The 1,258-nt window shown below is 67.2% G+C and carries 1 protein-coding gene; it reads left to right on the forward strand.

Annotation, left to right across the window (positions count from 1 at the left end; all coding sequences use genetic code 11):
* Window positions 1-405 precede the first annotated feature (405 nt).
* Window positions 406-1,258: exodeoxyribonuclease III (locus tag U9980_RS15560; protein ID WP_322768574.1), on the forward strand; the 853-nt coding region annotated here is incomplete at its 3' end.

Consider the following 1,258-nt stretch of genomic DNA (forward strand, 5'->3'; position numbering starts at 1 on the left):
CGTCAAAACCGCTAGCCGAGTACAGGTGAGTGAGGTCGTAGATCTACCATCCTTCCCCGACGTCGTGCATCAGGTGGGGACGAGCGGCAACGACATCACGGGTCGCCGCCGGAAGTTCGTCCAGGGTCTGCGTGCGCCAGGCGCCTCCTCGCACCTCGCGATGCACGCACCCCAACCCCACTCCTTGATCCGCATTCCCTTCGGTGCGACGAGTGGAAGGAAGACGTCAGGAGGCGCCGGTTTTCGGGCGGAAAATGTATGTCAACCATCCACTCGTGCTGGACCAGCCACCCATCAAGGCGTCGTTGTCCCAGCGGCTGCACACCAGGGCGACCACCCGCTGGCCCCAACTGACCCGGCGGGGGTGCCCGAGAGCTGCGCGAGAATCGACGCTAACGTCGGATGGTGCGGGTAGCGACATGGAACATCAACTCGGCGAAGGCACGGCAGGCGCGTCTGATCGAATGGTTGGACCGAGTCCAGCCGGACGTGGTCTGCCTCCAGGAGACCAAGCTCGCCGACGACGCCTTCCTCGAGCTCTTCGATGAAGATCTCTTCCGCCGCGGCTACACCGTCGCACATCACGGAAACGGCCGGTGGAACGGGGTAGCGATCTTCTCCCGGGTCGGCCTGGGCGACGTCGAACGCGGGCTCGCCGATGGTCCCGGCTTCCCGGAGCCAGAACCTCGGGCACTGGCCGCGACGTGTGGCGGCATCCGGGTCTGGTCGCTTTATGTGCCCAACGGGCGGGCGGTGGACGATCCGCACTACGCCTACAAGATCACGTGGCTCGCCGCGCTGCGGGCATGCCTGGAAAAGGCCCTGGCGACCACGCCGGTACTCGCCTGCGGTGATTTCAACGTCGCTCCCACCGACGCCGACGTGTGGGACCCGGCCGACTTCGTCGACGCCACCCACGTCACCGACGCCGAACGCCAGGCCCTGCGAGGACTGACCGACCTCGGCCTGGTGGACGTCACGCGCGCACGGTGGCCGGACGAACAGGTCTTCACCTACTGGGACTACCGGTCGCTGATGTTCCCCAAGAACAAGGGCATGCGCATCGATCTCGCCCTTGCCAGCGCCCCGGTTGCCGAGCGGGTACGGGCGATCTGGGTGGACCGGGCGGCCCGCAAGGGTGCGGGCACATCGGACCACGCGCCGGTGGTCGTCGACATCGACGAGGCACCCGACGGCGACATCGGCCCGATGGTCCCGCCTCCCTCACACCGCGCACAGCGCAAGCCGACCGGGGCTG

Source organism: Protofrankia sp. Cr1 (assembly GCF_963555865.1).
In the GTDB taxonomy this organism is placed as follows: domain Bacteria; phylum Actinomycetota; class Actinomycetes; order Frankiales; family Frankiaceae; genus Protofrankia.